At 63.6% G+C, this 8,374-nt stretch carries 10 protein-coding genes; 2 read left to right on the forward strand and 8 right to left on the reverse strand.

The features are described 5' to 3' along the window. Positions 1 to 128: 128 nt before the first annotated feature. The 6 genes from P1U55_RS14880 to cobS form a co-directional block, all read right to left on the reverse strand. The gene (locus tag P1U55_RS14880; RefSeq protein WP_301048417.1) at positions 129 to 470 is read right to left on the reverse strand and encodes a DUF427 domain-containing protein; all 342 of its coding nucleotides are present in this window, start codon (positions 468 to 470) and stop codon (positions 129 to 131) included. Between the two features lie 85 nt (positions 471 to 555). After that, on the reverse strand, positions 556 to 2,352 hold the full coding sequence (locus tag P1U55_RS14885; protein WP_301048418.1) for an aminopeptidase P family protein: 1,797 nt from the start codon (positions 2,350 to 2,352) through the stop codon (positions 556 to 558). A gap of 27 nt (positions 2,353 to 2,379) precedes the next feature. Next, positions 2,380 to 4,257, reverse strand: coding sequence for a cobaltochelatase subunit CobT (cobT, locus tag P1U55_RS14890; protein ID WP_301048419.1), 1,878 nt, complete (start codon positions 4,255 to 4,257; stop codon positions 2,380 to 2,382). A 117-nt stretch (positions 4,258 to 4,374) separates the two neighbouring features. Then, complete coding sequence (locus tag P1U55_RS14895) at positions 4,375 to 4,752, reverse strand: hypothetical protein (RefSeq protein WP_301048420.1); 378 nt, start codon at positions 4,750 to 4,752, stop codon at positions 4,375 to 4,377. A 37-nt stretch (positions 4,753 to 4,789) separates the two neighbouring features. Then, on the reverse strand, positions 4,790 to 5,164 hold the full coding sequence (locus P1U55_RS14900; RefSeq protein ID WP_301048421.1) for a hypothetical protein: 375 nt from the start codon (positions 5,162 to 5,164) through the stop codon (positions 4,790 to 4,792). A 218-nt stretch (positions 5,165 to 5,382) separates the two neighbouring features. Further along, positions 5,383 to 6,354, reverse strand: coding sequence for a cobaltochelatase subunit CobS (gene cobS, locus P1U55_RS14905; protein WP_301048422.1), 972 nt, complete (start codon positions 6,352 to 6,354; stop codon positions 5,383 to 5,385). Positions 6,355 to 6,569: 215 nt separating this feature from the next. Here cobS and P1U55_RS14910 point away from each other — a divergent pair, with 215 nt between their 5' ends. After that, a complete protein-coding gene (locus tag P1U55_RS14910; protein WP_301048423.1) occupies positions 6,570 to 7,133 on the forward strand; it encodes a hypothetical protein in 564 nt (187 codons plus the stop codon). Positions 7,134 to 7,171: 38 nt separating this feature from the next. Here P1U55_RS14910 and P1U55_RS14915 read toward each other — a convergent pair whose 3' ends face one another. Further along, positions 7,172 to 7,798, reverse strand: coding sequence for a DnaJ domain-containing protein (locus P1U55_RS14915; protein ID WP_301048424.1), 627 nt, complete (start codon positions 7,796 to 7,798; stop codon positions 7,172 to 7,174). A gap of 87 nt (positions 7,799 to 7,885) precedes the next feature. Here P1U55_RS14915 and P1U55_RS14920 point away from each other — a divergent pair, with 87 nt between their 5' ends. Next, positions 7,886 to 8,131: a BolA family transcriptional regulator gene (locus P1U55_RS14920; RefSeq protein WP_301048425.1), complete on the forward strand. Its 246-nt coding sequence runs from the start codon at positions 7,886 to 7,888 to the stop codon at positions 8,129 to 8,131. 52 nt (positions 8,132 to 8,183) lie between these two features. Here P1U55_RS14920 and P1U55_RS14925 read toward each other — a convergent pair. Then, positions 8,184 to 8,374, reverse strand: a 191-nt coding sequence (locus P1U55_RS14925; protein ID WP_301048426.1) for a hypothetical protein, incomplete at its 5' end; no start/stop codon positions are given.

An 8,374-nucleotide genomic window follows, 5' to 3' on the forward strand; every position in this document is an offset into this window, starting at 1 on the left:
CCCCCCCCCCCCCCCCCCCCCCCCCCCCCCCCCCCCCCCCCCCCCCCCCCCCGGGTGGTGCGGTGTGGGGGCTGGCCCCCCACGGATCATCTGGTGTGGGCGGCCCTTACCAAACCCGCCCCAATCCTTCACACGTTTTCGACCGTCACCTTCTCCGGATAAAACGCCAGATACCCGGCAATCGCCGCTGCGTCCTCGGTCGGCGATTCATAGCTCCATGCCGCGTCCGAGATGGTGCCAGACTTCAGCTCAAGGTCGAAATAACTTGCATCGCCCTTGTGGGGGCAGTGGGATTTTGTGTCAGAGGCATCAAGAAAAGCGATCGCAATATCAGACCGTGGGAAATAGATCACCGGTTCAAGGCCGCCTTCCGAAAGCTCCAGCGCGTTGCTGCTTTCGCCCAGAACGGCCCCACCGGCGCGCACCACCCAGGTGCCGTCCGCATCACGGATCTTGATATGTTCGGCCATACAATGTGCCTCCCTGAAATGATTGATTGTCCGGCTTATATAGCCAGCAGCCATGTCAGGTCCATGTCAGTTTGCACCCGCGCTGCTATAACGCAGCGGTGGCCTGGCGCAGCCAGTCCTTTACCTCACCCCTCACGCGCGGTGAAACCCGCGCCCAAACGCTGCGGTGATAGGCGTTGACCCATTCACGTTCGGCGCGTGACAGCATCTCGACATCAATCAAATGGCGATCAATCGGCACATAGGTGAGGGTCTCGAAGGACAGCATGTCGCGCGGATCGGCCCTTTCGATCTCCGGGGCCTCCTCTACGGCGATGAGGTTCTCGATCCGGATGCCCCAGGCCCCTTCGCGGTAATACCCCGGCTCGTTTGAAAGGATCATCCCCGGCTCCAGCGGCACCTCGGACACCCGGCTCAGCCGCTGTGGCCCCTCATGCACGCTCAAATAGGCACCCACCCCATGGCCGGTGCCATGGTCATAATCCTTGCCCTCCACCCAAAGCGGATAGCGTGCCACGGCGTCCAGATCGCGCCCCGCACGGCCACGCGGCCAGCGCAGGCGCGAAACGGCGATCATGCCTTGCAGCACGCGGGTAAAGGCATCAACCGCGCCCTCGGGCGGCTCGCCCACCGTGATGGTGCGGGTGATATCGGTGGTGCCATCCAGATATTGCCCGCCGCTGTCCACCAGCAGCAACTCACCGGGGGAAACCACGCGGTTGGTCTCGTGGGTTACGCGGTAATGCACGATCGCGCCGTTTGGCCCGGCCCCTGAGATGGTGTCAAAGCTGATCTCGCGCAGCGTGTTATCTTCGCGGCGAAACGCCTCCAGCTGTTCGACCACGGCGATCTCGGTGAGGGTGCCGGTGGGGGCCTCGCTATCAAGCCAGGCGAGGAACTTCACCATCGCCACCGCATCGCGCAAATGCGCCGCGCGCATGCCCCTAAGCTCGGCGGCGTTCTTGCGGGCCTTGGGCAGCGCACAGGGATCGGGGGCCTCGGCCAGCCTGGCCTTGCGCTCCAGCAGGGTGGCCACGGCGCGGGGCGCGCTTTCGGGATCAATCTGCACCTTGCCGCCGAGTTCGGCCAGTGCGGCTGCAAAGCTTTCGCGCGGCAGCACGCTCACACCCGCGCCGAGGGCCAAGCCCTCCACCTGCTCGGGCGCGCAAAAGAGCTGGCACTCGCCTGAGGCCAGCAAGATCGCGTTGACCCGCGCCACCGGGTTGCGGGCAATGTCGGCGCCCCGGATGTTGAGCAACCAGCAGATCGAGTCGGGCTGGGTGAGCACGGCGGCATCTACCCCCGCCTTGATGAGATCAGCGGCGAGCCTTGCGCGCTTCTCTTCCGAGCTTTCGCCTGCAAATTCAATGGGGTGCGCCACGATGGGCGCGGCGGGTTCTGGCGGGCGGTCTTGCCAGATGGCATCTACCGGGTTTGCCCGCAGCGCGACCAGAGCCAGCCCGGCGGCCTCCAGCTTTTGCTCCAGGGCCGCGGTTTCCTTCACGGTGTGCAACCAGGGATCAAAGCCAATGCGCGCGCCTTCCGGGGCCGCTTCCACCAGCCAATCGCCCAGCGAGGTCTCGGGCCACGCCACCGGCGTGAACACCGCCAGATCGACCTGTGATTTCACCTGAACCCGGTAGCGCCCATCAATGAACACCCCGGCGATTTCTGGCAAAACCGCACAAAACCCGGCCGAGCCGGTGAAGCCGGTCAGCCAGGAAAGCCGCTCATCACAGGGGGCGACATATTCGCCCTGATGGCGATCCGCGCGCGGAACGATGAATCCTGCAAGCCCTAGCTGCGCCAACCGCTCGCGCAAGGCCGCAAGGCGCGGCGGCCCATCGGCCGGATTGGTCGGGGCGTCAAAATTCTGGAACATGGGCGGGCCTCGTGCTGCTGGCAGGGTTTACCCCACCTTCTTCATCCCCATCACCCGCGCTCTTGCGCGTGGGTCACTGTCAAACAGGTTGGCAAGCTGCTCGGTCATCGCGCCGGCCAGTTGCTCGACATCGGTGATGGTGACGGCGCGGTCGTAATAGCGGGTCACATCATGGCCGATGCCAATGGCCAGAAGCTCCACCGCGCGGCGCTTTTCGATCATGGCGATCACGTCGCGCAGGTGCTTTTCGAGGTAGTTCGCGGGGTTGACGGAAAGGGTGCTGTCATCCACCGGCGCGCCATCGGAGATGACCATCAGGATCTTGCGCACCTCGCGGCGGGCCACCATCCGGCGGTGCGCCCATTCCAGCGCCTCACCGTCGATGTTTTCTTTCAGCAGGCCCTCTTTCATCATCAAGCCAAGGTTGGCCCTTGCCCGCCGCCACGGGGCGTCGGCGCTTTTGTAGATGATATGGCGCAGATCGTTCAGGCGGCCCGGCGCTTGCGGACGGCCATCGGCGAGCCATTTCTCACGCGCTTGCCCGCCCTTCCAGGCGCGGGTGGTGAAGCCGAGGATCTCGACCTTCACCTGGCAGCGCTCAAGCGTGCGAGCCAGCACATCGGCGCAGATCGCGGCAATGCTGATCGGGCGGCCCCGCATCGAGCCGGAATTATCAATCAGCAGCGTCACGCAGGTATCGCGAAACTCGGTGTCTTTTTCGACCTTGAAGCTGAGCGGCGTTGTGGGGTTGGCGACCACGCGGGCCAGCCGCCCGGCATCAAGGATGCCCTCTTCGCGGTCAAACTCCCACGAGCGGTTTTGTTGCGCCTGCAAGCGGCGTTGCAGCTTGTTGGCCAGCCGCGAAACCGCGCCCTTGAGCGGCTCCAACTGCTGATCGAGGTAGTCGCGCAGGCGCTCCAACTCCACCGGCTGTGCAAGCTCTTCGGCAGAGATTTCCTCATCGAAGTCAGAGAGATAGATGGCATAGTTCGGGTCAGCTTCTGACACCTGCGGTGGCGTGGGAGGCTCCAGCGGGGCCTCGCCCTCGGGGATGTCCTGCTCGTCGCCCTCATCGGCTTCGGCCATATCATCCACCGAAACGGAGGCTTCTGACGGGTCGTCGGTTGGCTCCTGTTCCTGCTCGGGCGAGGCGTCCATGTCCTCTTCCGCCTGATCTTCTTCCTGCCCGTCGCCCTCGGCTTCGTCCTGATCCTCGTCAGCCTCGCTGGTCTCTTCGCTCTCGTCGTCCAGATCGTCGGGATCATCGCCAAGCTGGTCGCCATAGCCCAGATCGTCGATCACCTGGCGGGCAAAGCGGGCAAAGGCCTGCTGGTCGCCCAACACATCATCGAGCCCATCCAGCGTGCCCGCCGCCGAGCCTTCAAGGTGCTCGCGCCAAAGGTCGAGCACGTTTTGGGCGCCAGAGGGCAAATCCCGGCCGGTCGCCAGATTGCGCACCAGAAAACCCGCCGCATCCGCAATTGGCGCTTCGCTCATTTGCTCCATCGAGCCAAAGCCACGGCGGTCGGCCTCGGCACCAATCTTGGCGTCGATGTTGCCGGCGGTGCCGGGCATCACGCGGGCGCCGACGGCCTCGCAACGGGCGGTTTCCATGGCGGTGTAAATGTCACGCGCAAGTTGGCCCTGGGGCGCATAGCGCGTGGCCAGCGCCTCATCGTGATACTTGTGGCGCAGCGCCAGCGCATCGGCGGTGCCGCGCGCAAGCAGCACCTCATCGGGGGTCATCCGCCGTGTCACCTGCGGCAGGCGCAGCCCGTCACCGGTGCTGCCCGGCGGGTCCACCGAGTAGCTGACCGAAAGCTCGGGGTCGTCGGCCATCACCTTGGTGGCCTCTGCGAGCGCCTTCTTGAACGGGTCTGCCGGGTTGTCTGCGTTCTGTGCCATGGATCACCTAAAGCATCGCGGGAAGATGGGTGCAAGACCCTGCGCCAAGCTGCAGTGCGTTGCGCTGGCTGCGCGCCGATGTCTCCGCTTCATCATAAGGGTGCTGGGCGCTATGCGCTACTCCGCAAGCTGCCATTTGGCCGGAAGCGCCGCCCCCACGCTGCGGCAAAAGGTTTCCTGATCGTCCAGCGCCTGGCGCGCGCCCTCGTTGGTGGTGGCATCGCGCATCTGCGCCTCGGCGCGGTGCTGCGCGTTTTCCACCACAAAAGGCAAATCGCTGCCGCCATCCTCGGCCTGCGCTCGGGCCGCCGCGAGGAAGGCATTGGCGCGGCGCATTGGCTCCTTTGCGCCGCCATCCTTCAGGGCAACCGCACGCCAGTAGCCGGCGCAATCAGCGGCAAGGTAGGGCAGGTCGATGTGCTGCGAAAGATCATGCGCGGCGGCGGGGGTGGCCCCGGCAAGCAGCAGAGACAGGGGGAGGGCGATGCGGATCATGGAGGATCAGGTAGCGCGGTTGTGGCGGGTGGGCAAGTCAGCCGATGAGCAGCGCCGCGCATTGGGCGATCTCGGCTTCGGCCCGCCGTTGCGCCCATGCGGCATCCTCGGCATTTTGGCCAAAGGTGGCCCGCGTCAGCAACACTGATTGCGCGTATTTCGCCTCGATCCGTCGCGCCAGCACTTCGCGGCCCCGGTTTTTGGGCATCACCGCCTCTAGCAGCGAGATCATCGCATCGCGCCGCGCTTTTGTGCGATCGGCCTCGGGGCTGGCGATCAGCCATTGATGCTCCATCAGCGCCGAAAGCCGCCCGGTGCAGGCGGTAAAGCGATTTTCCAGCGCGTCGGCGCTGGCCGCAGGGGGGTGGCAGGCGAGCAGCCCTGCCATGAATAGAGTTTTCAGTCTGCCCATAATTCGATCTTTGCGCGTGATTTTGCGCCTGTCAAATGGGCAGTTTGAAAACCCCGGTCACAGGCGCTCGCAAAGAGCCTGCGCCCAAGGGCTTGAGATAGTGTGACTCCTTCGGACTGGCCCCGCGCAGAACAGCCGGGCCCGGCGGTGTTTGGCACCCCCCGGTCAACAGGCTCATCCTGCGCGGGGCCTGGGGCTAACGCACGCCCCGGCGCCGGTTACTTTGCTTGTGAAACCGCGCTTTCCGGCAGTTCCTCATCAAAGCAGCGCTGGTAAAATTCGGCCACTGTCTGGCGCTCCAGCTCGTCACATTTGTTGAGGAAGGTCAGGCGGAAGGCATAGCCGATGTTACGGAAGATCTCGGCGTTTTGCGCCCAGTTGATCACCGTGCGCGGGCTCATCACCGTGGAAAGATCGCCGTTCATGAAGGCGGTGCGCGTGAGGTCGGCGACGGTCACCATCTGGCTGATCTGCTTGCGGCCCTTCTCGGTGTTGTAATGCGGGCTTTTGGCCAGCACGATGGCGCTTTCGGCGTCATGGCTCAGGTAGTTCAGCGTGGCGACAAGGTTCCAGCGGTCCATCTGGGCCTGGTTGATCTGCTGGGTGCCGTGATAGAGTCCCGTGGTATCGCCAAGGCCAACGGTGTTGGAGGTCGCAAACAGGCGGAAATGCTTGTTGGGCGTGATGATCTCGTTCTGGTCCAGAAGGGTCAGCTTGCCGTCATGCTCCAGCACCCGCTGGATGACAAACATCACATCGGCCCGGCCTGCATCATACTCATCAAATACGATCGCAACCGGGTTGCGCAGCGCCCAGGGCAGGATGCCCTCGTGAAATTCGGTCACCTGCTTGCCGTCACGCAGCTTGATCGCATCCTTGCCGATGAGGTCGATCCGGCTGATGTGGCTATCAAGGTTCACCCGCACGCAGGGCCAGTTCAGCCGCGCGGCGACCTGCTCGATATGGGTCGATTTGCCGGTGCCGTGGTAGCCCTGGATCATCACCCGGCGGTTGTGCGAAAATCCGGCAAGGATGGCGAGCGTCGTGTCGGCATCAAACTTGTAGGTGGGGTCGATCTCGGGCACCCGGTCGGTGGCCGCTTCAAACCCCTTGATCACCATGTCGGTGTCGATCCCAAAGGTCTCGCGAACCGAAATTTCCTCGGTGGGGTTCATCGCTTCATCGCTCATGCCGTCTGCCTTCGTGCCGCTGTGGCCCGCGTGGCGCGGGCGAAATCATCCCACGGGTGGTGCCCGATTTGGCCGGAAGGTGCAAGGGGGCGGGGTGGCGCGCCATCCCGGCCAGCGGCGAAAAAGCACCGGCCTGCCGCCCCCGTGAAAAGCCCTGCGTGACACCGGACAAAATGCCAGCTACCTTGGCCTGGATTTGCTGCCACAGGTCACATATGACAAATTTTTTTAGGTTATCCTTTGCCCGGTTTGCGACCCTGTTTAGTGCCACCCTCCTTGCGATTTTCCTGATACCCGCACAGGTTGCAAAAGCCGAGTTCACCTATGTCGATAGCGCCGGTGCCTGGTTGTTTTACACCCAGCGCGGAGTTGGTGCGAACTATGCCGCCTGCCAGGTGGTGAGTTGCGTGCGCGGGGTTTGCACATCGGGGCCAAACCCGCGCACCCAGTTTTCGCTTTATGATGCCCGTGATGGGCGCGGTATCTCACCCGAGTTTATTGCGCCGCGCCGGGTAGAGCCCGGTGGCACGGCCCGGCTCAGGATTGGCACAGAAACCTTCCGGCTGCGCAATACCTTCCCCTCGCCGCAATACTATATGTTTATCGAAAACACCGCGGATATCCGCAAGGTGCTGCGCGGGTTGGTTGAGCTTGAGCGGCGCGATGACAATGCCAAGTTTCATGTGATTGATGCAGGCGGCACCGAGCATGAATTTACCGTGCGCGGCCTTACCACCAGCCTCAACCGGATGCAGCGGCGCTGTGATCCCAAGGGGTAGGGCGCCCTTGTCGGGCGGCCTATGCCGTTACAGTCCGCTTACTTGAAGTTGCGGCTTTCCTTGATCTGATCCCAGGCCCAGACCACCTCTTGCAGCTTCTCCTCGTCAGAGCGGTCGCCGCCGTTCATATCGGGGTGGAGAACCTTGATGAGCGCCTTGTAGGATTTGCGCACCTCGGCCTTGGTCCAGTGATCGCGCGCCTCCAAAATCTCGATGGCGCGGCGTTCGGTGGGCGGCAGGCGGCGTGTTCCGGTCACGGAGCGGCCGGGGTTTTGCGTGGCATTCGCGCCGAGCACCTGGTGCGGATCGTCGACCCCCAGGCGCGCCCATGCCTTCTCTTCGGCGGACTTGCGGAAAGGCTTGGTTTCACGGTCCCACACCCGGTCACGATCAAGCTGCGCTTCCATTTCTTCCTCGGTCGCTCCGGTGAAGAAGTTCCACTTCAGATTGTATTCGCGCACGTGGTCGCGGCAAAACCAGTAAAAATCATCCAGCGAGTCGGGGGACTTTGGCGCACGATACTGCCCTGCCTCCTGGCAGCCTTCATGCTCACACACCCGCTTTGACGTTTCAAACGCCCCGGACATGCCGCGCCTGCCGCGCTGGCGTTTCTTCTTGTCGGTAGAGACCGACATATCAAACCCAAAGGGATCGTCTTTGTTCATTTAACCTGACTCAGCTTGCGCGCCTGTTCGACTCGGACCATGAAGTTTAGACTTCTGAGCGCAGGATAGAAGGGCTTGATCGAAAAAATGACACTTGCATCCGAAATAGAAACCCGTCTGAGGGCCAGTTTTGACCCGAAGCACCTTGAAGTCTTTGATGAAAGCGAGGCGCACCGTGGTCACGGTGGCTATTCGCCCGATGGCAGCCATTTTCGGGTGAAGATCGCCGCCGAGGCGCTGGAGGGCAAAAGCCGGATCGCCAAGCACCGTGCGATCAACGCCGCTGTGGCCGATCTGTTTCCGCGCATCCACGCGCTGGTGATTGAAGCCTGAACCGGCTCCACCTCGCTTGGTTAGGGGAAAGGGGCTGCGTTTGGCCCCCGGTTTACTCTGCCGCCACGTCGGTCTTGGCCGGGCCAACGGCGGGGGCCTTGCCCTCTACCGAGCGGGCCGAAAGGGCCGCCGCCGCAGCCCGCGCCGCCGCCTTGGCGCCGCGCTGTGGGGTTTCGTCATCGGTGGTTGGGGACTCGGACTCCGCTGCCTCTTCGGCGGTCACCTCGGGCTTGGGGGCCTCTG

This window comes from Vannielia sp., assembly GCF_029212645.1.
In the GTDB taxonomy this organism is placed as follows: domain Bacteria; phylum Pseudomonadota; class Alphaproteobacteria; order Rhodobacterales; family Rhodobacteraceae; genus Vannielia.

Excerpts from the sequence above, each read along its gene's own strand:
- P1U55_RS14880 (WP_301048417.1), bottom strand. The coding sequence starts at position 470 with ATGGCCGAACATATCAAGATCCGTGATGCGGACGGCACCTGGGTGGTG.
- P1U55_RS14885 (WP_301048418.1), bottom strand. The coding sequence starts at position 2,352 with ATGTTCCAGAATTTTGACGCCCCGACCAATCCGGCCGATGGGCCGCCG.
- cobT (WP_301048419.1), bottom strand. The coding sequence starts at position 4,257 with ATGGCACAGAACGCAGACAACCCGGCAGACCCGTTCAAGAAGGCGCTC.
- P1U55_RS14895 (WP_301048420.1), bottom strand. The coding sequence starts at position 4,752 with ATGATCCGCATCGCCCTCCCCCTGTCTCTGCTGCTTGCCGGGGCCACC.
- P1U55_RS14900 (WP_301048421.1), bottom strand. The coding sequence starts at position 5,164 with ATGGGCAGACTGAAAACTCTATTCATGGCAGGGCTGCTCGCCTGCCAC.
- cobS (WP_301048422.1), bottom strand. The coding sequence starts at position 6,354 with ATGAGCGATGAAGCGATGAACCCCACCGAGGAAATTTCGGTTCGCGAG.
- P1U55_RS14910 (WP_301048423.1), top strand. The coding sequence starts at position 6,570 with ATGACAAATTTTTTTAGGTTATCCTTTGCCCGGTTTGCGACCCTGTTT.
- P1U55_RS14915 (WP_301048424.1), bottom strand. The coding sequence starts at position 7,798 with ATGAACAAAGACGATCCCTTTGGGTTTGATATGTCGGTCTCTACCGAC.
- P1U55_RS14920 (WP_301048425.1), top strand. The coding sequence starts at position 7,886 with ATGACACTTGCATCCGAAATAGAAACCCGTCTGAGGGCCAGTTTTGAC.